This is a genomic window from Sphingomonas sp. Leaf37 (assembly GCF_920939475.1).
Classification (GTDB): Bacteria; Pseudomonadota; Alphaproteobacteria; order Sphingomonadales; family Sphingomonadaceae; genus Sphingomonas.
On sequence record NZ_CAKLAX010000001.1, the window covers coordinates 534746 to 558831 of the forward strand.

Genomic DNA, 24086 nt, shown 5'->3' on the forward strand with positions numbered 1-24086 from the left:
ACGCTATCCTGCATCAAGCAATCCGGCCGGCGGAACGTCGGCGGCGGTCAGCCGATCAAGGTTTCGCCGGTGGCCAGCGACTTGCCACGGGTGATGATGACGCGGTCGCCGACCTTGGCTTCGCCGAACAGCAACTTGGCGAAGGCAGTAGGAACGCCGATGCAGCCGTGCGTGGCATACCCCCACGCGACTTCGGTGCCATGGACCGAAACGCCGTCATCGGTCAGCCGCAGCGTATAGGGCATCGGCGCATCGTAGATGCTGGAGACGTGATCGGCGTCTTTCATCGTGATCGGAAAGCTGCCGAGCGGCGTCGGCTTGTCGTCGGTGCCGTAGAGGATCGCCGCCGCCCCGATCTCGTATCCGCCACGGAAGACGGACAGCGTCTGCGCGGCGAGGTCGACGGTGATGACGACCGGGCCGGCGGGAACGTTTTTGGTATCCCAGGCATAATCGCCGAACTTGATCGGACCGATATCGAGAACCCGCTTGATCGCGAGCGGTTCGGGAGTGGAGACGGGCGCCGGCTTTGGCGGAGAAACCGGCGCGGGAATGGTTCGCGGGATAGCCGTGACGGCGACCGGCGCGGGGGTGGTGCGCGGCTCCGGTGGCGATCGCATGGCGACGGTCGCCGCGCCGAGTGTGCCGAGCGCGACGCATGCGAGGATCAGCTTGGCCGCGAGGGCCTGATGGCGTGCGGCCACGATACGCTCCACGGATGACGGACGCGCGAGGATGCGGCAGTTTTGTCGGTAGCGCCACCCTTCGCCGTGCGCTGTGCCGTGACGGGACAGGTGCGGCGATCGTCAACCTGTATGGCAGCGCGATATCCTGTGCGCTAGGATCGGCGCATGGCGAAGCTGAAGGTGTACCGCACCCCCATCGGGTTCCACGACGCCTATGTCGCCGCTCCCAGCCAGAAGGCGGCGTTGCACGCATGGGGCAGCGATCGCGACCTGTTCGCACGCGGGGTGGCGGAGGTGGTGACCGATCCGGCGTTGACCGCGGAGCCGCTCGCCCGGCCGGGGGAGGTCATCAGGCGGTCACGCGGCACCGCCGCCGAACAGATCGCCGCGCTGCCGCCGACCCCGTCGCGAAAGCCCCGCAAGCCGTCCGAAGCGGAGGGCGATCGCACAGAGGCCAACGCGCCATCACGACCAGCACCGACGCCCGCGCCGAAACCCGATCGACGGGCACTGGCCGATGCGGAAGATGCCGTGTCGGATGCCGAGGCACGCCAGCGTAGCGAGGATCGCGCCCTGCGGGCCGAAGAGGCGGCGCTCGCCAAGCGCCGCCGGGTGATGGAGCGCGAGCACGCCGACGAGCGCGCGGCGCTGGAAGAAGCGCGCGAGGCGGCGGCACGGGCCTATGACGCGGCTATGCGACGCTGGCGCGGCTGAGCGTATCCCGTTGCACCAGCGGAACATTGCCGGAAGCCGGACGATTGGAGGCGCTGAAAGGAAATCGACCATGTCCCATATTCCCAGTTCCGCGATGAAGCACGCCGGCCCGGTCCATCATGACGAGGCGAAGGGAACGGCACCGTCCAGCGCGACGCGGAGCGGCAAGCAGGCCCACCGGACGGACGGCATCGGTGCCGGCGCATGGATCGCGATCGGCGGCACGTTGCTCGCCGGTGCCGCGGCGGCGATCGCCATCCCGCTGCTGAAGGCACGGACGACGCCGGTGGCGACGCGTCGCGGCAAGAAGGCGCATCCCCGCAAGAAGGCCCGCAAGCCCGCTGCAGCCTGATCCCCTCACGACGCTCGGTGACGACGCGGCCGACCCGTGATAGGGTTGGACATGGTCATGATCGGGCGGGATAATTCGACAGGGGCGGCGTCGCATCGCGATGACGCCGCCCGATCGCGCCGCCCCTCGCCGTTCCTCTTGCAACGACGGCACGCAGGCCGGACAGCGGGTCCGTGAACGAGCCAACCCGATTCGACCGACTGACGAAGCGCCACCGCGACTGCCTGCGCGGGGTACGCCAGCTCAAGGGCTCGAAGGAGATCGCGGACGATCTCGGCATCGAGAAATCCACCGTCGACAGCTATCTGACCGAGGCGGTGAAGGTACTCGGCGCGCGCAACCGTCGCGACGCCGCCATGCAATGGGCCGAATACGAAGCGGCGCATTCCGAACCAAAAGCTTCGAAAACAACGGTTTCCCCGGATTTCGCTACCCCCGATAAAATAGGGGGTGATTCTGCACGGCTATCGGAAACAGCCGATCCGCTGCCACCCCGGATGTCGCCGGACGAGTTGATCGTCGGGGCACCGGGGGATACCGGAGGGCCACCTTTCAGGATGCGCTCTCCGGGACACCGGCTGCCCTTCCGGCGGAAAGGACAGAGGGGAAACGACCTGTCGGTCGGCGACCGGCTGATCTGGATCCAGGCCATCACCCTCGGCATCGCCATCGCGTTCGGCATGCTGATGACCGGCCTCCAGGTATTGACCGGCCTGATCGAGAGCGTCGCCCAACGCCTTTCCTGACTCCCATGAGAGCACCCCCAAGGGTGGAAAGGTGGCTATGTCCTACGCAAATACCCAGGCAGCGGCCGAGGCGGTCGCACAATTGCTGTGGCGTCTTGAAACGCAGCTCGACGAGGCCTTCGCCACCGGTGGCGAATTGCTCGCCGCGCTGCCCCGCGCCCGCAGCGCCGCCAACCTGCCCGCGATCGCCGGCCAGCAGGCGTTCGAGGTATTCGGACAGGCGATCATCGCCATCGGCGCGGCGCGTGGTCACACGGTCGCGGGTCATCGCGTCATCGAGAAGCTGGGCAAGCAGATGGGGTATGAGACGAGCTTCGGCGACGAACAGCCGAAGCCCGACATCGCCCCGATGGGCGCCGACGTCACGCATCTGCGCGTCGCCGCCTAGGTGTCATGGCTTGGTCTCGAAGTTGCTCCTTTGGTCGGCCAAGCCATGACCCACGTCATCCTGTTCAACATCGTGCTGCTCGCGGCGTGCGCCTATGCCTTCGTGGCGGGGGGCGCGCCCGAACGGTGGACCGCGATCGTGTTCCTCGGCGGCGCGATCGCGACCTTCCTGCTGCCGTTCCGGCACCACCAGAGCTACCACACGGTGCATCTGCTGGTGCTGGCAGTGGATTCGGCCGTCCTGCTGGGGCTGATCGGCATCGCGTTGCGCGCCGACCGGTTCTGGCCGATGTACGTCAGTGCGCTGCATCTGATCACAATCGCGATTCACGGCGTGAAGGCATTCCAGCCGTCACTGGTGCCGTGGATGTATGCCGGTGCGAGCGGCAAGATCGCCTATCCCATGCTGGTCCTGCTGGCGACCGGCGCCTGGCGCCATCGCCACCGGCTGGCCCGTTTCGGGAGCGACCGCGACTGGTCGCCCCTGCGTAGACCGGAATCCGATTTATCATGAGTGCCGACATCCGCCTGTTGCGCTGGCACGAGCGCGACCGCGAAGACTATGAACGACTGGCGAGCGCGATCACGCGCCTGCGGACGATCGCGGCGCGGGGGCGTGGCGAGATCGTCGCATCCGCGCCGGCAGGGCCCGAGGAACCCGACGATGTCGATCGGGCGCGGGCGCTGCTGGCGCAGCGGCGTGCGCGCGATACGGCGGCGGGGGATCAGGCGGAGTTGTTCGGCGAGCCGGGCTGGGACATCCTGCTGACGCTGTTCGTCGCCTATGAAGAGGGCCATGCGCTGCCGGCCGCCACGCTGGCCACGGGCAGTGGTCTGCGTCCCGGGGTGCTCGAGCGGTGGCTGAAGGTTCTGCAGGCGAGGGAGCTGATCCGGCCGATCGAACCGCAGGGTACGGCATCGGCCACGCTGTCGTTAACCGACAAAGGCATGGCGCTGGTATTGCGGTGCGTCGGCGATGCCTGAAGTGAAGGTCAGCGGCTGCTGTCGGTCAGCCGCTCCGCTTCCTCGCGCATCATCTCGACGCCCTGACAGATGTGCAACCCCGCGACCGCGAGATCGAGATCGTCGGACAGGCGGATGAGTTCCTCGCCAAGCGCGACCGCACGGTGCAACAACTCGCCGCGAATCCTGCGTTCGGTGGGGTCTTCGGGGATGCTCATCACGCGGGGGTTTTACCGACGGGCGTGCGGGAAGCAACGGCGAGTTTCGTCGCTGTCCGATCTTGCGGCGACCGGAGCAAACCAGCCCATGACACGTTCTTCCCGGCACCGGCCGTTGCGGTATCGTAACCGTTTGCGGCACAAGAACGAGGGAGAGTGATGATGGCGGACGGCGATACCGGCAACGGCGCGGCAGACGCGATGCGCGCCTCCGGCCAGAAGATGGCCGAAGGCAGTGCCACGCTGGGACTCAAGATCATCGAACAGGCCGAGCGCAACTCGCACCAGGCGTTCGAGGCGATGCGCGAGGCGGCGAAAGCCACGGACCTGAGCGAAGTTATGCGCATCCAGGGCGAATTTCTGCGTGAGCAGGGGCAGAGGTCGATGGATCAGGCGCGAGAGATCGGCGAACTCATCATGCGATTCGGCCGTGACGCGGTATCGCCGCTACGGCCCGGCGGGGAAACGAAACCCGACTGATCGATCCTGTGCGACACGAAGCGATCGGGGTTGAGCCCCGGATCGCTTCGTGTCGCCTGGCAGGATCAGGTCGCCGGCATCGCCCGGGCCAGCACCAGCAGATCGTGGACGATCCCGTCGCTGGCGCGCACCTGTCCGGTGAGCGTGGCCTCGCAGCGGAAGCCGAGCCCTTCGAACAGCGCGATCGATCCGGCCTGATCGGGCGTCATCGACGCGGAAAGCTTGGTGAGCCCGTGAGCGTGCGCGATGGCAAGCAATGCTTCCAGCAAATCGCGGCCCAGACCGACGCCGCGGCGATCGGACGCGACCAGCAGGCGGATTTCGCCGACATGGCCGCTCCACCCCAACGGGTCGCGAACCAGCGCGGCCGTGGCGACGATGCGCCCACCGTCTTCCGCAACGAGACTGTCGATCCAGCCTTCTCCGATCGCCTGTTGCCAGGCCTCGATCACGCGTTCGTGTCGCAGGTCGCGACCAAGGAACAGCAGATCATGTTCCGGCAGGCCCGCGGCAAACGCCAGCATCGCCGCGTCGTCGGTCGGGCGGAAGCGGCGGATCGTGTAGCTCATGCGGGGCGGGTCCTGCCGTCGTGACGGATCGAGCATCGGCGGCGCGGGCGGCGGCGTCAAGCCGGACGCGGTGCGCCGCCGGGCGTAACCGGTTGTGGCCCTTGCGGATCGGCCTCCAGCGAGGAATCCCCACCCAGCACACGGTACAGCGTCACGCGGTTGGTGGCGCCGACCAACGTGGTGGCGATCAGCGTGCGCTGGGCGGTATAGAGCGAGCGTTGCGCATCGAGGCTGGACAGGAAGGTATCGATGCCGCCCTGATAGCGAGCGTTGACGAGGCGCAGCGTATCCGCCGCCGCGATCTGGAAATTGGTCTGCGCGCGAAGCTGTGCCGCCAGCGTACCCTGCCGGGCGAGCGCATCGGCGGTTTCCTGAAATGCAGTCTGGATCGTCTTTTCGTAGGTGGCGAGCGCGGCATCGCGCTGCGCCTCGGTATAGCGGACGTTGTTGCGTGCCGCGCCGGCCTGAAAGATCGGGTAGCTGACCGATGGCGCGACCGAATAGTTGAATGCGCCGCCACTGAACAGCGACGACAATGCCGTGCTGGCGAAACCGACGAGACCGGTCAGCGAGATGCGCGGGAACAGCGCGGCCCGAGCTGCGCCGATCTCGGCATTGTAGGCACGCAATTCATATTCCGACTGGACCACGTCGGGACGGCGAAGGAGGACGCCGCTGTCGAGCCCCGCCGGAAGGGTGGCGATAGTCCCCTGCGCCTCGTCGATCGAAACGGGCAGCAATGCAGCGTCGATCGGCGCGCCGACGAGCAGCTGCAGCGCATTGACGTCCTGCGCCACCAGTGTCGTTTGTTCGGCAAGGTCGGCGTTGGCGGTTTCGAGGATCTGTTCGGCCTGACGCAGGTCGGTGCGCGGGCTGATCCCGCCCTCCAGCCGGGCGCGCGTTAGCCGGACGCTTTGTTGTGCGCTGGTCGCGGTGTCCTGCGCGATCTTGAGCAGGCTGCGATCGGCGGCGTAGTTGAGCCACGCCGTCGCGATGTCGCCGACCAGCGTCAGGCGCGTGGCGCGGGCGGCGGCTTCGGTCGCGAAATAGCGGTCGAGCGCGGCGCGCGACAGCGAACGGATGCGGCCGAACAGGTCGAGTTCGAACGCCGTGGTGCCGACCGAGGCGGAGAAGGCGCTGTTGCCTGCACTGCTGGTGGTGATCGTGCCGGTTCCCGTTCCCGTACCACCGGTGCCCGTACCGCCGGTCCCGGTGCCGGTATCGGTGCCACCTGTGCCCGTGCCCGTGCCCGTACCACCGGTGCTGCCGCTGCCGGCGACGCTGCGCGCCCCGTTGCCGCCGCCCGAATATGTGTAGCGTCCCGAGGCATCGAGCGACGGGAACAGGTCGGCGCGCTGGATGCGATATTGCGCGCGGGCCGCGGCGATGTTGGCGGCGGCGATGCGCAGGTCGCGGTTGTTGGCCAGCGCCTGATCGATCAGCGTCTGGAGGCGGCGATCCTTGAACACGTCGCGATAGGTGATCGCCGGCAGCGTCGCCTCGCTCTGGCGAAGGTAGGCGTCACCGACCGGCCAGGACGTCGGCACCGGGGCGATCGCGCGAACGTATTTCGGCTCCATCGAGCAACCGGCGAGTACGCTGCCGCCCAGTGCCACGGCAAGGATCAGACGAATGGTCCGGGGCATCATGCGGGTTCCGGCTTGGTAGAGGGGCCAGATTCGGGCGTGGCTGGCGGCATCGGCGGGGCGGGGGGGTGATCGTCGTGACCGCCCTGATGCCCGGTCGGACGCCTGCGCAGCTTGGCGATGCCGTCGCGTACGCCGCGGCGGACGAGCACGAAGAACAGCGGGATGTAGAAGATCGCGAGGAACGTCGCCGACAGCATGCCGCCGATCACCGCGGTGCCGATCGCGATCCGGCTGTTCGCGCCCGCGCCGGTCGAGATCGCCAGCGGCAACACGCCGAAGATGAAGGCGAACGACGTCATCAGGATCGGGCGGAGGCGGATCTTGGCGGCCTCCAGCGCCGCGTCGATCACGCGCGCGCCCTTGCGTTCCGCCTGTTCGGCGAATTCGATCATCAGGATCGCGTTCTTCGCCGCCAGCCCCATCGTCGTCAGCAGTCCGATCTGGAGATAGACGTCGTTGGTCAGGCCGCGCAGCGTGACGAAGGCGATCGCGCCGATCAGGCCGAGCGGGATGATGAGCAGCACCGCGAACGGGATCGACCAGCTCTCGTACAGTGCCGCGAGGCACAGGAAGACGACGAGGATCGACAGCCCGTAGAGCAACGGCGCCTGACCCGACGACAGCCGCTCCTGATAGGACAGGCCCGCCCATGCGACAGAGGTGCCCGGAATGTCCGCCGCCAGCTCGGCGATCCGCGCCATCGCGTCACCCGAGCTCTTGCCCGATGCTGCCGAACCCTGGAATTCGAAGGAGGCGATGCCGTTGAAGCGCGACAGCGTCGTCGGCGCGGTCGCCCAGCCGGTGGTGGCGAAGGACGAGAACGGCACCATCTGGCCGCTCGACCCGCGGACGAACCATTGCTTCAGGTCTTCGGGCGACGAGCGATAGGGGGCATCGCCCTGCACGTAGACGCGCTTGACCCGGCCACGGTCGATGAAGTCGTTGACATATTGTCCGCCCCAGGCGGTGGTGAGCGTGCCGTTGGCATTGGTCTGGGTCAGGCCCAGCGCCGCGAGCTTCTGCTGGTCCATGTCGACCCGCAATGTCGCGATGTCGGGCAATTCGGTCAGCCGGACCGACGCGAGCATCGGGTCTGCGTTGGCGGCGGCGAGCAGCTTGTCACGGGCCGCGTTGAACTGGTCCTGCGTCAGCCCGCCGGTGTTCTGCAACTCCATCGTGAAGCCGTCCGACGAGCCGAGGCCGCGAATCGCAGGCGGCACCAGCGCGAAGACCTGCGCATCGCGTAGCCCCCGGAATGCGGAAGAGGCGCGGCCGGTGATCGCATCGGCGGTGTTTTCCTTGCCCTTGCGTTCGGCCCAGTCGACGAAGTTGAGGAAGCCCTGACCGGTGTTCTGGCCACTGACGCCGCCACCACCGCCGCCGGCGACGGTGAACAGCACGGACGAATTCTTCGCCTCGTTCTGCGCGAAATACTTCTCGACCTGCCGCTGGACCTGCAACGTGCGCGCCTGCGTCGCGCCGGGCGGCAGGCGGAACTGGACGATCGCGGACCCTTGGTCCTCGGTTGGCAGGAAGCCCGTCGGCAGGCGCAGGAACAGCCCTGCCAGCAGCGCAACGGTGCCGAGGTAGATCAGCAGGAACAGCCACTTGCGACTGATCACCGCCTGCACCGCGTCGGTATAGCGTTCCACGCCGCGTTCGAAGTTGCGGTTGAACCAATTGGCGGATTTTTCACCCCAGCCGGCGACGCGCGGGAAGCGGCGCTTGAAGCCCTGATTCTCCTCCGCCTCCTTCGACTTCTGCTTGAGCAGCGAGGCGGTGAGCGCGGGGCTGAGGATCAGCGCGACGAGCACCGACAGGATCATCGCCGAGACGATGGTGAGCGAGAACTGGCGGTAGATGACGCCGGTCGACCCGCCGAAGAACGCCATCGGCAGGAAAACCGCCGACAGCACCAGCGCGATCGCGATCAGCGCGACGGTGATCTCGTTCATCGACTCGATCGTCGCTTCCCGCGGCGTCATGTCGGGATTCTCTTCCATTAGCCGCTCGACGTTCTCGACGACGACGATCGCATCGTCGACCAGCAGGCCGATCGCGAGGACGAGGCCGAACAGCGTCATCGTGTTGATCGAGAAGCCGGCGAAATAGAACACCGCGAACGTGCCGAGCAGCACCACCGGCACCGCGATCGTCGGCACCAGCGTGGCGCGCCAGCTTTGCAGGAAGACGAACATGACGACCACGACGAGGATCACCGCCTCGATCAGCGTCTTCACCACTTCCTCGATCGACAGCTTGATGAAGGCGGTGGTGTCGTTGGCGTAGGCGACCTTCAGCCCGGCGGGGAACCCCTTGGCGACGCGCGCGACCTCGGCCTTCACCAGCTCGGCGGTTTCCAGCGCGTCGGCGCCCGGCGCGAGCAGCACGGCGATACCCGCACCCGGGTGGCGGTTGATGCGGCTGACCGCGGCATAGCTTTCCGCGCCGAGTTCGATCCGCGCGACGTCGGACAGCCGCACGGTCGCGCCCGACGGCAATGTCTTGACGATGATCTGGCGGAATTGCTCCGGCGTCTGGAGGCGCGACTGCGCGGTGACGGTCGCGTTGAGCATCTGCTCCGGCCCCGATGGCAATCCGCCGACTTCGCCCGCCGCGACTTCGGTATTCTGGTTCTGGATCGCGGCGGTGATGTCCGAGGGGATCAGCGCATAGCTCGCCAGCCGCTCCGGGTTGAGCCAGATGCGCATCGCATATTGCGAGCCGAAGACGTTGACGTCGCCGACGCCCTGCACGCGGCCCAACGGGTCCTGCAAGTTGGAGACGAGATAGTCGCTGACGTCCATGTTGGTGCGTTGGTCGGTCTCGTCATAGACGCCGACGATCAGCAGATTGTCCGGGTTCGACTTGCGGACGACCAGACCCTGCTGCTGCACCTGTTGCGGCAGGCGCGCGACGCCCTGCTGCACCTGGTTCTGCACCTGCACCTGCGCGATGTCGGGATCGGTGCCCTTTTCGAAGGTCGCGGTGATCGTCACCGCGCCGCGGCTGGACGAGGACGAGCTGAAATAGAGCAGCCCGTCGATGCCGGTCAGCTGCTGTTCGATCACCTGCGTCACCGAATTCTGCAACGTCTGCGCATTGGCACCGGGGAAGGTCGCGCGGATCGACACCTGCGGCGGCGCGACGTCGGGATATTGCGCGATCGGCAGGCTCATGATCGCGCCGACGCCCGCGAGCATCACGATGATGGCCAGCACCCATGCGAAGATGGGGCGATCGATGAAGATGCGACTGATCATGCTGGGTTAGCTGGCCGTGCTCTGGCCGCCACTGGCCTTGGTCTGACCGCCCGACTGCGATCCGCTCTTCTCGCCCGATCCGCCGCCGGCCCCGCCGTCCTTCTGCGGCGGCTTAACCACCTGCGGGCTGTTCGCCGGCACCGGCTTCACCGCCGCATTGGGGCGCAGGTTGTTGAGGCCTTGCGTGATGATCTTGTCCCCGGGGTTGAGCCCCGACGTGACCACCCAATAGCGGCCCTGCGTGCGGGCGGCGGTGACCTGTTTCTGCACCGTCTTGTTGTTGGGTCCGACCAGCATCACCGTCGCATTGCCCTTGGCATCGCGGCTCACCGCCTCCTGCGGCACCAGGAACGCGCGCTGGTTGATCGCCTGTGCGAAGCTGGCGCGCACGAACATGCCCGGCAACAGGATGCCCTGAGGATTGGGGATGCGCGCGCGCAGCGTCACCGTACCGGTCTCGGTGTTGACCAGCGCTTCGGAGAATTCGACGCTGCCGGTCTGGCCGTAGTCGCTGCCGTCCTCCAGCTTCAGGCGGACCTGCGCGGTGGTGGGGACGATGCCGTTCTGCGACAGGCTGCGGCGCAACGACAGCATGTCGGCGGCGGATTGCTGGATGTCGACGAACATCGGGTCGAGCCGCTGGATCTGCGCCAGCGGATCAGTCTGGCTGGCGGACACCAGCGCGCCGACGGTGAACAGCGACCGGCCGATGCGGCCGGTGATCGGCGCGGGAACGGTGGTGAACTTCAGGTTGATCCGCGCCGTTTCCAGCGCCGCGCTCGTCTGTGCGACCGATGCCGTCGCCTGCCGGGCGGAGGCGATCGCATTGGTATATTCCTGCTTCGAGATCGCCTCGATCGCGGCGAGCGGGCGATACCGGTCCGCCTGGATGCGCAACGCCTCCTGATTGGCGCGCGCACTCTGCACGTTGGCCTGCGCCTCGTTCACCGCGGCGCGATACAGGCGGGGATCGATCTCGTAGAGCGGCTGGCCGCGCTTCACCAGCGACCCTTCGGTGAAGAAGCGGCGGCGGATGATGCCGTTGACCTGCGGGCGGACGTCGGAGCTTTCATAGGCGCTGGTGCGCGCGGCGAGTTCGGTGACCATCGCGGCGCTGGTCGGCTGGACGACGACATAGCCGACCGTCGCGGGGCCGCGGTTCGCGCCGCCGGCGCCGCCCTTGCTCTTGTCCTGCGGATCGCTGCTGCCGCAGGAAGCCAGCGTCAGGGCGATCGCAGCGGTGGTGACGCCGGCGAAGAGCCGGCGGTTCCGGATTGAGGCTGTGGTCAAATGGGTCACCCGGCTCGTGTCTCGGCTCACGCGGCCGTAGCTGGTGCGACAATGCGCGGCTGCGGCGATTGGTTGCTCGTGCTGGCCTAATGGCGGCGATGCTCGCGGAAAAGCAACCCGACCGACGCGTTAATAATGTCGCAAAATGTCGCATTGGGATAGGAACCGGGCATGACGGACACGGCGGATACCGACGGAAATCTCGATAAGGCGCTGGCCGCCGCGGCGGCGGTGGCGGAGGTGCGGGACGGCATGCTGGTCGGGCTCGGCACCGGGTCGACCGCGACGCATGCGATCCGTGCGCTGGGCGAGCGGGTGGCCGGGGGACTCGGCATCCGTGCCGTCGCGACGTCACGCGCGAGCGACGCAATGGCGCGACGATCGGGCATCGCGATGCTCGATTTCGCCGATGTGCCGCGGGTGGACCTGACCATCGACGGGGCGGACGAGATCGACCCGCGGCTGTTCGCGGTGAAGGGCGCGGGCGGCGCGATGCTCCGCGAGAAGGTCGTCGCGGCGGCGTCCGACCGGATGCTGGTCATCGCCGATGCCAGCAAGCGCGTGGCGGCGATCGGCGCGGCACGGGTGCCGGTCGAAATCCTGCCTTTCGCGCATGCATCGCTGATGGCGGCGCTGGGTGACCAGGCGATGCTGCGGATGCGCGACGCGGAGCCTTATGTCACCGACAACGGAAACTGGATCGCGGATTGCCGCTTCGGCCTGGATGATCCAGCGAAAACAGCGGCTTGGCTGGATAGCATCCCCGGCGTGCTGGGGCATGGCCTGTTCCTGCGCGAAGTCGACGCCGCCTATATCGCCGACGCCGGGGTCGTTTCGCGGCTGGAACGGGCCGCTTCGTCTCGCTAAAGGCGGCCGCAACCGCAACAGATCGGGCGTGCAGGCGTTCGACGCAGGGTAAGAGCGAGGGCATTACTCCCATGACCGATACCAACACCGCGATCCACGAAGACGGATCGCTGGAACGCCTCACGATCGACACCATCCGCACCCTGTCGATGGACGCGGTGCAAAAGGCCAATTCGGGCCACCCCGGCACGCCGATGGCTTTGGCGCCGGTCGGTTATACGCTTTGGTCGCAATTCCTGCGCTACGATCCGTCGCGGCCCGACTGGCCCAACCGGGACCGCTTCGTGCTGTCGGTCGGCCATGCGTCGATGCTGCTCTATTCGCTGATCCATCTCGCCGGCATCGAGGAGATCGACGCCGAAGGGAACAAGACCGGCAAGGAAGCGGTCAGCCTCGCCGATATCGAGGGCTTCCGCCAGCTCTCGTCCAAGACGCCGGGCCATCCCGAATACCGCCACACCACCGGTGTCGAGACGACGACCGGGCCGTTGGGCGCGGGCTGTTCCAATTCGGTCGGCATGGCGATCGCCGAGCGTTGGCTGGCAGCACGCTACAACCGACCGGAGTTCACGCTGTTCGACCATGACGTCTACGCGTTGTGCGGCGACGGCGACATGATGGAAGGCGTCGCGTCCGAGGCGGCGAGCCTGGCCGGACACCTCAAGCTGTCGAACCTCTGCTGGATCTACGACAGCAACCATATCTCGATCGAGGGCGGCACCGACCTGGCGTTCGACGAGGATGTCGGCCTGCGCTTCCAGGCCTATGGCTGGAATGTCATTCACCTCGACGACGCCAACGATACCAAGGCGTTCGCCAAGGCGATCGAGACGTTCAAGGCGACGAACGATCGTCCGACCTTCATCGTCGTCCATTCGGTGATCGGCTGGGGCAGCCCCAAGGCCGGCAGCGAAAAGGCGCATGGCGAGCCGCTGGGCGAGGATAACGTCCGCGCCACCAAGAAGGCCTATGGCTGGCCCGAGGACAAGAGCTTCTACGTTCCCGAAGGCGTCGCCGAGCACCTCCATGGCGCCATCGCGGATCGCGGCGAGGCGTTGCGGACCGAATGGGAAGCCACGGTCGAGAAGTATCGCGCTGCGCATCCGGAGCTGGCCGCGGAACTCGACACGATGCTGAAAGACAGGCTGCCCGAGGGCTGGGATGCCGACATCCCGGTCTTCCCGGCGGACGAGAAGGGCCTCGCCAGCCGTGATTCCGGCGGCAAGGTGCTCAACGCCCTCGCTGGCAAGGTGCCGTGGCTGATCGGCGGTTCGGCCGATCTCGCACCGTCGACCAAGACCGACATCAAGGGCAAGCCGTCGTTCGAGGCTGACAATTACGGCGGCCAGAACTTCCACTTCGGTGTCCGCGAACACGGCATGGGCGGCGTGGTGAACGGCATGACGCTGTCGCACCTGCGCAGCTACGGCTCCACCTTCCTGGTATTCGCCGATTACATGCGCGCGCCGATCCGGTTGTCGGCGATCATGGAGCTCGCCAGCGTCTGGGTGTTCACGCACGATTCCATCGGCGTCGGCGAGGACGGCCCGACCCACCAGCCGATCGAGCATCTGGCGACGCTGCGCGCGATCCCCGGCCTCGACACGATCCGGCCGGGCGACGCCAACGAGGTCGCCTATGCGTGGCGCGCAGCGCTGGAGGACGCCAGCCGTCCGACCGCGCTGATCTTCTCGCGGCAGGCGCTGCCGACGCTGGATCGCGACAAGTACGCACCGGCGGAGGGTACGCTCAAGGGCGGCTATGTGCTGGCCGATTGCGACGGGACGCCCGACGTGATCCTGATCGCTACGGGCAGCGAATTGTCGCTGGTCGTGCAGGCGCACGAGAAGCTGAACGCGGATGGCGTGAAGAGCCGCGTCGTCTCGATGCCGAGCTGGTATCGCTACGAATTGCAGTCCGAGGAATACAAGGAAAGCGTGTTGCCCTCGTCGGTCGCGTCGCGCCTCGCGGTCGAGCAGGCCGGCGAGATGGGCTGGCATCGCTATGTCGGGTTGAAGGGGCGTACGATCACCATGTCGACGTTCGGCGCCTCTGCCCCCATATCCAAGCTGCAGGACAAATACGGCTTCACCCTCGACAATGTCGTCAAGGTGGTGCGCGAGATGCTGGAGAGCAACAATGGGTAAGCTCAACGACCTGAGTGCGGCAGGCACCGCAGTGTGGCTCGACTTCGTCGATCGCAAGTTCCTCGAAGCCGGCGGCCTCGAAAAGCTGGTGAAGGCGGACGGCCTGACCGGCGTCACCTCCAACCCGTCGATCTTCGAAAAGGCGATGGGTCACGGCGACGCCTATGACGCGACGCTGGCCGAGTTCGACAAGCAGAACCCGGATGCTGCGACGATCGACCGCTACGAGCATCTGGCGATCCAGGACATCAAGGCCGCGGCCGAAACGCTGCGCCCGGTCTACGACCGGCTGGAGACCAAGGATGGCTACGTCAGCCTCGAAGTGTCGCCGTACATCGCCGACGACCCCGATGCCACGATCGCCGAGGCGGAGAAGCTGTGGCATGCGGTCGATCGCCCCAACCTGATGATCAAGATCCCCGGCACGCTCGCGGGCGGACCGGCGATCAGCGCGACGATCGCCAAGGGCATCAACGTCAACGTGACGCTGCTGTTCGCGCTCGACGCCTACATCCGGGTGGCGGAAGCCTATGCGACCGGGCTTGAGGAGCGCGTGCGGCAGGGGCAGCCGATCGACACGATCGCCAGCGTCGCCAGCTTCTTCGTCAGCCGCATCGATTCGATGATCGACAAGGAAATCGACCGCCGTCTGGGCGAGAACGACCCCGAGGCTGAGACGCTCAAGGGCCTGCGCGGCAAGGTCGCCATCGCCAATGCCAAGATGGCGTATCAGTGGTTCCTCGACTTCGAAAAGTCGGACCGCTGGCAGGCGCTCGCCGCCAAGGGTGCGCAGCCGCAGCGGCTGCTGTGGGCGTCGACCGGCGTGAAGGACAAGGCGTATCGTGATACGCTCTACGTCGACACGCTGATCGGCCGCGACACGGTCAACACGATGCCGCCGGCAACGATGGACGCGTTCCGTGAGCGCGGCACCGTCGGCGACACGCTGAACGAGGGCGTCGAGGAGGCTCGTCAGGTGCTGGCGGATGCCGATCGGTTGGGGCTGAACCTCACCGGCGTCACCGACACGCTGGTGGCCGAAGGTGTCGCGTCCTTCGCAAAGGCCTTCGACGACCTGCTCGGCTCGATCGCGGCGAAGCAGCCGGCAGCGGCGTAAGTGGGGGGGCTCCACCCCCTCCCGTTACTCCGGAACGAATCGGTACGTATCCCACTTAGACGAATACGTTCCCCGGCGAAGGCCGGGGCCCAGTCGCACGCAGTTCGCGGCGGCGCTGTGCCGGCTGCAATGCGTTCATCGCAACTGGGCCCCGGCATTCGCCGGGGAACAACAAGAGGGACCTGTTTGAAGGGTAAAACTGGCGAACACGTCCGGGGTGACGAGCGAAGAGGGGCGACCTCCGGCACGTCCCGCCGCCGCGATCTGTACCAGCCACCGCCCACCGCGCAACAACTCTGCCGCGTCCGGGTTTAACCAGCATCATCTCCATCATCCCGACAGGACACACAGCATGAAGATCGGACTGATCGGCCTCGGCCGCATGGGTGGCAACATAGCGCGCCGCCTGATGAACGCGGGCCACCAGGTCGTCGCCTACGATCGCAGCGCCGATGCGGTGAAGGCGCTCGCCAAGGACGGCGCGGAGGCCGCCAGTTCGCTCGACGACGTGCGCGGCAAGCTCGACAGCCCCGCGATCTGGTGGGTGATGCTCCCCGCCGGCGGTCCGACCGAAGATACGATCGCGGCGATCGGTGAGGGCGCAAAGGACGGCGACATCGTCATCGACGGCGGCAACACCTTCTACAAGGACGATATCCGCCGATCGAAGCTGCTGGCCGAGAAGGGCGTGCATTACGTCGACGTCGGCACCTCCGGTGGTGTCTGGGGGCTCGAACGCGGCTATTGCATGATGATCGGCGGCGACGTCGAAACCGTGAACCTGCTCGACCCGATCTTCGACGCGCTCGCGCCGGGTCTCGGCACGATCCCCCGCACCCCCGGCCGCGTCGCCGAAGCCGTCGACCAGCGCGCGGAAAAGGGCTACATCCACGCAGGACCGGCGGGCTCCGGGCATTTCGTCAAGATGATCCACAACGGCATCGAATACGGCCTGATGCAGGCCTATGCCGAGGGCTTCGACATCCTGAAATCGAAGAACAGCGACAAGCTGCCCGAGGACGAGAGGTTCGACCTCAACATGACCGACATCGCCGAGGTCTGGCGGCGCGGGTCGGTGATCTCATCCTGGTTGCTCGACCTCACCGCGATCGCGCTGGCGAAGGACGAGAAGCTCGAAGGCTTCTCGGGCAGCGTCGCCGATTCCGGCGAGGGCCAGTGGACGATCGATGCCGCGATGGAAGAGAAGGTGCCGGCCAACGTCCTCACCGCCTCGCTGTTCGCGCGCTACCGCAGCCGCGTCGAGCATACCTATGGCGACAAGGTGCTGTCGGCGATGCGCTTCGGCTTCGGCGGGCATGTCGAGATGCCGCAGTGAGCCCCATTCGGCTGGTCGTCTCCGACATCGACGGCACGTTGGTGAACAAGCAAAAGCAACTCACCCCCGCTACCACCGACGCGGTATTGCGGCTGGAGCAGGCGGGAGTCGGCTTCACCGTCATCAGCGCCCGGCCGATGTCGGGGATCATGCCGATCGCCGACACCTTGAGCATCGACGCGCCGATGGCCGCGTTCAACGGCGGCATCATCTTCCGCCGTGACGGCAGCATCGCCGAACATCACATGATCGACGGCGACGTGGTGCACGGCGTGATGGACATTGCCGCGGATGCCCCGGTCGATATCTGGGTCTTCGTCGATGATCGCTGGTACGCCTCGACCGATGTCGGCAGTCACGTCGGCAGCGAGCGACTGGCGTCCAATCAGGAACCGGTGATCGTCGACGATTTCACCGACCTGTACGATCGCGCCGACAAGGTGACCTTCGTCAGCGACGATCATGCGATGCTCGCCGACCTCGCCGATCGCTGCAAGGCGACGCATGGCAGCGACGCGACGATCGCGCAGAGCCAGGTCTATTATCTCGACGTCACCGCGCTTGCCGCCAACAAGGGCGACGGGTTGGTGGCGCTCGCCAAGACGTTCGACCAGCCGCTCGACGCGGTCGCGGTGATGGGCGATCAATATAACGACGTGCCGATGCTGGAACGTGCCGGTCTGGCTATCGCGATGGGCAACGCACCCGATCCGGTGAAGGCGATTGCGCATCAGGTCACGACCGCCAACGATGCCGACGGTGTCGCGCATGCCATCGATACGATTATCTTCCCCCGCATTGGAGTGTCTGCATGAAAGACCTGGTTGCCTTCGACCTCGACGGAACGCTGGCCGAGAGCAAGCAGCCTTTGCAGGAACCGATGGGGGAGGCGCTCGCCGACCTGCTCGAGGTTGCGCATGTCGCGGTGATCTCGGGCGGCGACTGGCCGCAGTTCCAGAAGCAGGTCGCCAGCCGCCTGCCGGCGCGGGCCAATCGCGACAAGCTGTGGCTGATGCCGACGACCGGTACCAAGCTGTACGTCCATCGCGACGGGGAATGGACGGCGGTTTATGCCGAGCTGTTCGATGACGCGACCAAGGCCAAAATCCTGAAGGCGTTCGACGAATCGCTGGAAGCGACCGGCTTCGTTCCCGAACAGACCTGGGGCGAGCGGATCGAGGACCGCGGCAGCCAGATCACCTTCTCCGCATTGGGCCAGCAGGCACCGGTGAAGGAAAAGGAGCATTGGGACCCCAAGTTCGAGAAGCGCAAGGTGATCCAGGCCGACCTGAAGCAGCGCCTGCCGGGCCTGTCGATCAACATGGGTGGCGCGACCTCGATCGACATCACGCAGGAGGGTGTCGACAAGGCGTACGGCCTCAAGAAGCTGCGCGACGAGAGCGGCATCGCGCTCGACAAGATGATGTTCATCGGCGACGCGATCTTCCCCGGCGGCAACGACTATCCGGCGAAGGAGCTGGGGCTGGACACGGTGCGCGTCCGCGATCCGGAGGAAACGATCTCGGTGATCACGGCGATCGTCGCCTGCCAGAAATGAGGCGCAGGATCAGGGCTGTAGACGATACAGCCCTGATCCGTGCGGCGGCAGGGTCTGCGCAAAGCGGCTGCTCGCCTTGCCGATGTCCGCCCCGGTCCACAGGTCGGTGACGGCGACCGCTCCGGTGATCTTCAGCATCGACAGCGAAAGGCTGACGCTGGCCGGCTTGTCCGCGGTATTGAACAGCGCGAGATAGTGGCCGCGCCCGTCGAGCGGGCGGGCCGACCAGATTCGCGTATCGTCGGCAATGAAATGCGGCTGATTGTCCCGGCTGTCCTGATTGACCGCGATCACGGCGCGGTTGGTCAGTAGCGCCAGCGTCGCGTCGTCGAGATGCCTCAGGTCGCCGCCCATGATCAGCGGCGAACGTGCGATCGCCCACAGCGTCATCAACGTCCGCTGTTCGTCGGGGGTGAATTTGGTGTCGCGCTTGCCCAGCGCCAGGCGCCCCAGGGGCAGCATGTCGGCGTCGGGCCAGCGTCCGGTCGAGCGATGCGCGTTCCAATTCTCCAGCCGTGTGAATTGCGCCGCGAGCATCGCCCAATCATCCCAGAAATCGTCGCTGATCCGCCACATCTGGGCAAAGCGGCGGACGTGGTCGGCGCGTGCGACCGGCGTCTCGCCGGGCGAGAGGCTGAGGACGATGGGGCGGCCGGAGCGTTGGATCGCCGCATGCGCCGCCTCGATCTCGGGTGCATGCGCGTCATAGGGGCGGCTCATGTCGTCCATCTTGACGAAATCGACGCCCCATCCGGCGTAGAGCGCGAAGACGCTGTCGTAATAGGCCTGTGCGCCCGGACGGCTCATGTCGACGCCGTACATGTCCGGGTTCCACGGACAGATGCTGCTGGTATCGGCGATGTCGCGGGCGCGGTAGCGGGTGCCGAGCACCGGCAGGTTGCGTTCGACGGCGAGGCGGGGGATGCCGCGCATCAGGTGGATGCCGAAGCGCATGCCCATCGCATGCACATCGGCGGCGAGCCGGGCGAAACCCTTGCCGCCGCTGCTCGATGGAAAGCGGTTGGGGGCGGGGAGGAGGCGCCCGTAGCCGTCCATCGTCGGCACCGGGCGGGCGTTGTAGGTGTAGCTCGACGCTTCCGGTTCGTACCATTGGATGTCGATGGTGAAGACGTCGTAGCCGAACGGCAGCAATCGGGCCTGCATGATCGCCGCGGTTTCGCGAGCCTGCGCTTCGGTGATGGTCGTGGCGAAGCTGTTCCAGCTATTCCACCCCATCGGCGGCCGTGCGGCAAGAGGCCGCGTCCGGCCAGCGGCGGACAAGGGTGCGGCGAGCGTGAAGGCTGCACTGGCGCCCAGCATCGTGCGGCGATCGATCGTCGCGATGGTCTTCTCTCCCGGTAGCCGTCGCTCTTGGGTGGCAACGGTCGAATTATCAAAGGGCGTCCGGTTTTTCGCCGGACGCCCTGTTCGAAAGCGCGACTCGGCAAAGCCGGGTCGTCAGTCCTCGCTAGCGCGAGGCTGGCCGACAGCGCCTGCGCGGCGGGGCCGCGCCGGCTGCCGACCCGGCAGCCTCAGGCGCTGTAGTACATGTCATACTCGACCGGGCTGGGGGTCATTTCCCAGCGGGCGACTTCTGCCCACTTCACTTCGACATAGGCCTCAATCTGATCCTTCGAGAACACGTCGCCCTTGAGCAGGAAGTCGTGGTCAGCGGTCAGGCATTCAAGCGCCTCGCGGAGCGATGCGCAGACGGTCGGGACCTGGGCGAGCTCTGCCGGCGGCAGGTCGTACAGGTTCTTGTCCATCGCCTCGCCCGGGTGGATCTTGTTCTGGATGCCGTCGAGGCCCGCCATCATCAGCGCCGCATAAGCGAGATAGGGGTTGGCCATCGCATCGGGGAAGCGCACTTCGACGCGCTTCGCCTTGGGACCCGTGCCGTAGGGGATGCGGCACGAGGCCGAGCGGTTGCGCGCCGAATAGGCGAGCAGCACCGGTGCTTCGTAGCCCGGCACCAGCCGCTTGTAGCTGTTGGTGGTCGGGTTGGTGAAGGCGTTGATCGCCTTGGCATGCTTGATGATACCGCCGATGAAGTAGAGGCACATGTCGGACAGGCCGGCATATTGCTCGCCCGCGAACAGCGGGGTCTTGCCGTTCCAGATCGAGAAGTGGGTGTGCATGCCCGAGCCGTTATCTTCCTTGATCGGCTTGGGCATGAAGGTCGCCGACTTGCCATAGGCATGCGCGACCTGGTGCACGACGTACTTGTAGATCTGCATACGGTCGGCGGTGGTGGTGAGCGTGCCGAAGGTCATGCCGAGTTCGTGCTGCGCCGCCGCGACCTCATGGTGGTGCTTGTCGCAGGGCAGGCCCATTTCGAGCATGGTCGAGACCATCTCGCCGCGGATGTCGACCGCCGAGTCGACCGGCGCAACCGGGAAATAGCCGCCCTTGGCGCGCGGACGGTGGCCGAGGTTGCCGCCCTCATAGGCCCGGCCGGTGTTGGTCGGCAGCTCGATATCGTCGATCTTGAAGTAGGATTCGGCGTAGTTCGTGTCGAACTGCACGTTGTCGAACATGAAGAATTCGGCTTCCGGGCCGACATAGACGGTGTCGCCGATACCGGTGGTCTTGAGGTATGCCTCAGCGCGCTTGGCGGTCGAGCGCGGATCGCGGGCGTAGAGTTCGCCGGTCGACGGTTCGACGACGTCGCAGAACACGATCAGCATCGGCGTCGCCGAGAACGGATCGGTGTAGACCGCGTCGAGATCGGGCTTCAGCACCATGTCCGATTCGTTGATCGCCTTCCAACCCTCGATCGACGAACCGTCGAACATCAGGCCGTCGGTGAATTCGTCCTCGCCCATGATCGAGGCGACCATGGTCAGGTGCTGCCACTTACCCTTGGGGTCGGTGAAGCGCAGATCGACCCACTCGATCTCCTCTTCCTTGATCTTGTTCAGGATGTCGTTGGCGGTGGCGGCCATGTGATCGTCTCTTTCGTAATAAAAAATGGAATTACAGAGAATTAAATGGCGGCTTCGTCGCGTTCGCCGGTGCGGATGCGCAACGCGGTCTCGACCGGGATGACGAAAATCTTGCCATCGCCGATGCGGCCAGTCTGCGCGGCGGCGGCGATCGCCTCGACCACGCGTTCCGCCAGTGCGTCCTCGACGACGACCTCCAGCTTTACCTTGGGGAGAAAGTCGACGACATATTCGGCGCCGCGATAGAGTTCGGTGTGGCCCTTTTGGCGGCCGAAGCCCTTGGCTTCGGTCACGGTGATGCCGCTGACGCCGATCTCGTGGAGCGCTTCCTTCACCTCATCCAGCTTGAACGGCTTGATGATGGCCTCGACCTTCTTCACCGGAATACGCCCCCTACCGAAACCCTCGCCCCGAGCGCGGGTGTTGCACCAAATGTGCCAGTCCCGGCGCGTCGGGACAATGCGGATTCGACCGGAATCTCTGCCTGTAAAGCGGGCAGTTTGGCGCGGCGTGCCTCGTGTTTGGGCATGTGCGTGATTTCCGCGTCGGGAGCGCGGAAGTTGCCGAAGTTGACGGTACGTCCGCGTCGAAAACGCTTCCCCGGCGATGCCGTGAGGCATCGGGTGGAATGGAGCGCGTCTTGGGGCATTGTGGAAGGGTAGGAGGGTCGGCGCGTGTAGGACAGCGGTTTGTGCGCACTTCCAGAGCATTTCAGAAAGGTCATAGGCCCGCAAATAAGGTTTCTCCCCTCCCTGGAAGGTGAGGTGCTGGGGGTGGGTGGGCCAGTGAGGACACCTCAGCGGTATCCCATGTACCCACCCACCCCCGCCCCCCCCTTCTATGGAGGGAAGTAAGAACGGAAGGTCATCGCAGAATGCACTTGGCGTCGCGGCGGCGTTGCCATCTCGCCCAGCGGCCCGGCCTAAAGGATCTCGCGGACGCGTTCGGGCGGGCGGGCGAGGACGACGCCCTTGTCGGTTTCGACCAGCGGGCGCTGGATGAGGATAGGGTTGATCGCCATGGCTTCGAGCACGTCGGCGTCGCTGGCGTCCGCGAGCGCCGTGGCGGCGGGTTCGGTCGTGCGCAGGCCATCGCGTGGGGACAGGCCGGCGCTGGCGTAGAGCCGGGAGAGCTCGGCTACCGTCGGTGGGTGCTTGAGGTATTCGATGATCGTCACGTCGGCGCCGGCGTCTGTGAGCAGGCCGAGGATGGTGCGGGAGGTGCCGCAGCGTGGGTTGTGGTAGATGGTGGCTTGCATCGTGGCGTCCATACCAGTTCTCCCCCGCGAGGGGGAGGTGGCGCGCCGTAGGCGTGACGGAGGGGGAGGTAAGCGATGCGCTTCGTTATCGAGGACGCCGCTTACCTCCCCCTCCACCATTCGGCTTTGCCGAACGGTCCCCCTCTCCCTTGCGGGGGAGGAATTTAGGTCAGCCCTGTTTGGCCAGCCATTCTTCCAGCCACTTGATCGTGTACTGGCCTTCCTGAAACTCCGGGTCGTCGAGCAGCGCCTGATGGAGCGGGATCGTGGTCGTCGGACCCTCGATCACGAATTCCTCCAGCGCGCGGCGGAGGCGGCGCAGCGCGCCGGCGCGGGTGGTGCCGTAGACGATCAGCTTGGCGATCATGCTGTCGTAATAAGGCGGGACCTTATAGCCTGCGTACAGCCCGCTATCGACGCGGACGTGCATGCCGCCGGGCGCGTGATATTGCTTCACGAGGCCGGGCGAGGGGGCGAAGGTGCGTGGGTCCTCGGCATTGATTCGGCATTCGATCGCGTGGCCGCGGAACTGGACGTCCTCCTGGCGGAGCGTCAGCGGATGGCCCTCGGCGATGCGGATCTGTTCGCGGACGAGGTCGAGGCCGGTGATCATCTCGGTCACCGGATGTTCGACCTGCAAACGCGTGTTCATCTCGATGAAGTAGAACTCGCCGTCTTCCCACAGGAATTCGATCGTGCCGGCACCGCGATAGCCCATATCGGCCATCGCGCGGGCGCAGATGCCGCCGATCCGATCGCGATCTTCCTGGCCCAGAACGGGGGAGGGGGCTTCCTCCAGCACCTTCTGGTGGCGGCGTTGCAGCGAGCAATCGCGTTCACCGAGATGGATCGCATTGCCGTTGCCGTCGCCGAACACCTGGATTTCGATGTGGCGCGGATTGCCGAGGTATTTTTCGAGATAGACGGTCGCATCGCCGAACGCGGCCTTCGCCTCGCTACCGGCCTGCTGCATCAGCGTTTCCAGCTCGTCCTCGGACGTGCAGACCTTCATGCCGCGCCCGCCGCCGCCCGACGCCGCCTTGATGATGACGGGATAGCCGGCCTTCGCCGCAATCGCCTTCGCCTCGGCAAGGTCGCTGATCGCACCGTCGGAGCCGGGGACGAGCGGCAGGCCGAGGGCGCCGGCGGTGCGCTTCGCCTCGATCTTGTCGCCCATCGTGCGGATGTGTTCGGGCTTGGGGCCGACGAACATCAGGCCGTGCAGCTCGACGATCTCGGCGAAGCGCGCGTTCTCGCTAAGGAAGCCGTAACCGGGGTGGATCGCGTCGGCGCCGCTGATTTCGGCCGCCGAGATGATGTTGGGGATGTTGAGGTAGCTGTCGGCCGCCGCCGGCGGGCCGATGCAGATCGCCTCGTCCGCGAGGCGGACGTGCATCGCGTCGGCGTCGGCGGTCGAATGCACCGCGACCGTCTTGATGCCCATTTCATGGCAGGCGCGGTGGATGCGCAGTGCGATCTCGCCGCGGTTGGCGATCAGCAGCTTCTTGATCTGGCGCGTAGGGGTCGAGGCCACGGGGCGG

Annotated in this window: 24 protein-coding genes; 13 read left to right on the forward strand and 11 right to left on the reverse strand. The window is 66.2% G+C overall.

Annotation, left to right across the window (positions count from 1 at the left end):
* Nucleotides 1-47: 47 nt before the first annotated feature.
* Nucleotides 48-704 (reverse strand): L,D-transpeptidase family protein, encoded by a 657-nt coding sequence (locus LRA87_RS02285; RefSeq protein WP_230628799.1) that lies wholly within the window; start codon nt 702-704, stop codon nt 48-50.
* A gap of 147 nt (nt 705-851) precedes the next feature.
* On the opposite strand from LRA87_RS02285, the gene LRA87_RS02290 reads away from it, so the two are divergent.
* From LRA87_RS02290 to LRA87_RS02315, 6 genes are all read left to right on the forward strand, one after another.
* Nucleotides 852-1400 (forward strand): hypothetical protein, encoded by a 549-nt coding sequence (locus LRA87_RS02290; RefSeq protein WP_230628801.1) that lies wholly within the window; start codon nt 852-854, stop codon nt 1398-1400.
* 70 nt (nt 1401-1470) lie between these two features.
* On the forward strand, nt 1471-1752 hold the full coding sequence (locus tag LRA87_RS02295; protein ID WP_230628803.1) for a hypothetical protein: 282 nt from the start codon (nt 1471-1473) through the stop codon (nt 1750-1752).
* 173 nt (nt 1753-1925) lie between these two features.
* Nucleotides 1926-2498, forward strand: coding sequence for a LuxR C-terminal-related transcriptional regulator (locus tag LRA87_RS02300; RefSeq protein ID WP_230628804.1), 573 nt, complete (start codon nt 1926-1928; stop codon nt 2496-2498).
* Between the two features lie 37 nt (nt 2499-2535).
* Nucleotides 2536-2886, forward strand: coding sequence for a hypothetical protein (locus LRA87_RS02305; protein WP_230628806.1), 351 nt, complete (start codon nt 2536-2538; stop codon nt 2884-2886).
* Between the two features lie 45 nt (nt 2887-2931).
* Nucleotides 2932-3399 carry a hypothetical protein gene (locus LRA87_RS02310; protein ID WP_230628808.1) on the forward strand — a complete coding sequence of 156 codons (468 nt, stop codon included), beginning with the start codon at nt 2932-2934 and terminating at the stop codon, nt 3397-3399.
* A complete protein-coding gene (locus LRA87_RS02315; RefSeq protein ID WP_230628810.1) occupies nt 3396-3869 on the forward strand; it encodes a hypothetical protein in 474 nt (157 codons plus the stop codon). The genes LRA87_RS02310 and LRA87_RS02315 overlap by 4 nt, the downstream gene beginning before the upstream one ends.
* Before the next feature lie 8 nt (nt 3870-3877).
* Here the strand turns inward: LRA87_RS02315 and LRA87_RS02320 are convergent, their stop codons facing one another.
* Complete coding sequence (locus LRA87_RS02320; RefSeq protein ID WP_230629783.1) at nt 3878-4066, reverse strand: hypothetical protein; 189 nt, start codon at nt 4064-4066, stop codon at nt 3878-3880.
* A gap of 159 nt (nt 4067-4225) precedes the next feature.
* Here LRA87_RS02320 and LRA87_RS02325 point away from each other — a divergent pair, with 159 nt between their 5' ends.
* Nucleotides 4226-4546, forward strand: coding sequence for a phasin family protein (locus tag LRA87_RS02325; protein WP_230628812.1), 321 nt, complete (start codon nt 4226-4228; stop codon nt 4544-4546).
* 65 nt (nt 4547-4611) lie between these two features.
* On the opposite strand, the gene LRA87_RS02330 is transcribed toward LRA87_RS02325, so the two are convergent.
* Genes LRA87_RS02330 through LRA87_RS02345 form a run of 4 tightly spaced genes read right to left on the reverse strand, consistent with a single transcriptional unit; the run spans nt 4612 to nt 11302 of the window.
* Nucleotides 4612-5115, reverse strand: a complete 504-nt coding sequence (locus LRA87_RS02330) for a GNAT family N-acetyltransferase (protein WP_230628814.1) — start codon at nt 5113-5115, stop codon at nt 4612-4614.
* Nucleotides 5116-5171: 56 nt separating this feature from the next.
* Nucleotides 5172-6764 (reverse strand): efflux transporter outer membrane subunit, encoded by a 1593-nt coding sequence (locus LRA87_RS02335; protein ID WP_230628816.1) that lies wholly within the window; start codon nt 6762-6764, stop codon nt 5172-5174.
* Nucleotides 6761-10027, reverse strand: a complete 3267-nt coding sequence (locus LRA87_RS02340; protein WP_230628818.1) for an efflux RND transporter permease subunit — start codon at nt 10025-10027, stop codon at nt 6761-6763. Before LRA87_RS02340 ends, LRA87_RS02335 begins: the two co-directional genes overlap by 4 nt.
* 6 nt (nt 10028-10033) lie before the next feature.
* Entirely contained in the window at nt 10034-11302 is a 1269-nt protein-coding gene (locus LRA87_RS02345) for an efflux RND transporter periplasmic adaptor subunit (protein ID WP_443024832.1), read from the reverse strand.
* Nucleotides 11303-11488: 186 nt separating this feature from the next.
* On the opposite strand from LRA87_RS02345, the gene rpiA reads away from it, so the two are divergent.
* The 6 genes from rpiA to LRA87_RS02375 all read left to right on the forward strand — a co-directional run bounded on the left by rpiA (nt 11489) and on the right by LRA87_RS02375 (nt 18342).
* A complete protein-coding gene (rpiA, locus tag LRA87_RS02350; protein WP_230628822.1) occupies nt 11489-12184 on the forward strand; it encodes a ribose-5-phosphate isomerase RpiA in 696 nt (231 codons plus the stop codon).
* Nucleotides 12185-12255: 71 nt separating this feature from the next.
* Nucleotides 12256-14331, forward strand: a complete 2076-nt coding sequence (tkt, locus tag LRA87_RS02355; RefSeq protein WP_230628824.1) for a transketolase — start codon at nt 12256-12258, stop codon at nt 14329-14331.
* On the forward strand, nt 14324-15448 hold the full coding sequence (gene tal, locus LRA87_RS02360; protein ID WP_230628826.1) for a transaldolase: 1125 nt from the start codon (nt 14324-14326) through the stop codon (nt 15446-15448). Before tkt ends, tal begins: the two co-directional genes overlap by 8 nt.
* Nucleotides 15449-15665: 217 nt before the next feature.
* Nucleotides 15666-16784, forward strand: a complete 1119-nt coding sequence (gnd, locus tag LRA87_RS02365; RefSeq protein WP_268934817.1) for a phosphogluconate dehydrogenase (NAD(+)-dependent, decarboxylating) — start codon at nt 15666-15668, stop codon at nt 16782-16784.
* The gene (locus tag LRA87_RS02370) at nt 16781-17599 is read left to right on the forward strand and encodes a Cof-type HAD-IIB family hydrolase (protein ID WP_230628830.1); all 819 of its coding nucleotides are present in this window, start codon (nt 16781-16783) and stop codon (nt 17597-17599) included. The genes gnd and LRA87_RS02370 overlap by 4 nt, the downstream gene beginning before the upstream one ends.
* On the forward strand, nt 17596-18342 hold the full coding sequence (locus LRA87_RS02375) for an HAD-IIB family hydrolase (protein WP_230628832.1): 747 nt from the start codon (nt 17596-17598) through the stop codon (nt 18340-18342). Before LRA87_RS02370 ends, LRA87_RS02375 begins: the two co-directional genes overlap by 4 nt.
* Before the next feature lie 9 nt (nt 18343-18351).
* On the opposite strand, the gene LRA87_RS02380 is transcribed toward LRA87_RS02375, so the two are convergent.
* The 5 genes from LRA87_RS02380 to accC all read right to left on the reverse strand — a co-directional run bounded on the left by LRA87_RS02380 (nt 18352) and on the right by accC (nt 24079).
* On the reverse strand, nt 18352-19662 hold the full coding sequence (locus LRA87_RS02380) for a glycoside hydrolase family 27 protein (protein WP_230628834.1): 1311 nt from the start codon (nt 19660-19662) through the stop codon (nt 18352-18354).
* A 212-nt stretch (nt 19663-19874) separates the two neighbouring features.
* A complete protein-coding gene (glnA, locus tag LRA87_RS02385; RefSeq protein ID WP_230628835.1) occupies nt 19875-21287 on the reverse strand; it encodes a type I glutamate--ammonia ligase in 1413 nt (470 codons plus the stop codon).
* Nucleotides 21288-21328: 41 nt separating this feature from the next.
* Nucleotides 21329-21667 (reverse strand): P-II family nitrogen regulator, encoded by a 339-nt coding sequence (locus tag LRA87_RS02390; protein ID WP_230628836.1) that lies wholly within the window; start codon nt 21665-21667, stop codon nt 21329-21331.
* 542 nt (nt 21668-22209) lie between these two features.
* Nucleotides 22210-22545, reverse strand: a complete 336-nt coding sequence (locus LRA87_RS02395; RefSeq protein WP_230629785.1) for an arsenate reductase family protein — start codon at nt 22543-22545, stop codon at nt 22210-22212.
* A gap of 169 nt (nt 22546-22714) precedes the next feature.
* Entirely contained in the window at nt 22715-24079 is a 1365-nt protein-coding gene (gene accC / locus LRA87_RS02400) for an acetyl-CoA carboxylase biotin carboxylase subunit (protein WP_230628837.1), read from the reverse strand.
* Nucleotides 24080-24086: the final 7 nt, after the last annotated feature.